This is a genomic window from Microbacterium sp. KNMS, from assembly GCF_053851835.1.
This window is the reverse complement of the sequence record NZ_JBSQBP010000121.1, coordinates 1-266: the sequence shown is the minus strand read 5'-3', so window position 1 is coordinate 266 and position 266 is coordinate 1. Positions and strand designations below refer to the sequence as shown.

Sequence of the window (266 nt, the reverse complement as noted above, 5' to 3'; positions counted from 1 at the left end):
AGTACCGTGAGTACCAATAATCTCAGTTGGAGATGCACTTACTGCAACACCATTAACTTCACTGATAATACTGTTAGGTGTAGCGATATCAACATCACCATTCGTATTTGGATCAGAGATTAGGTTGCCATGAGCTGCTACGACATCGTAACCAGTAATAACCGCTGGGTTATAGACATCTACACTGCCGTTTAATGTTACAGCTACTGCTCCGCCTACCAAGCCATTGAATGATAAGAATGCTCTATATTCACCCTCTGTAAGCC

The 266-nt window shown here is 42.5% G+C and carries 1 protein-coding gene; it reads right to left on the bottom strand.

Annotated elements, in window-relative coordinates; genetic code table 11:
- On the bottom strand, nucleotides 1–266 hold a 266-nt coding region (locus ACWXWW_RS18080), incomplete at both ends, for a hypothetical protein (RefSeq protein WP_455971400.1).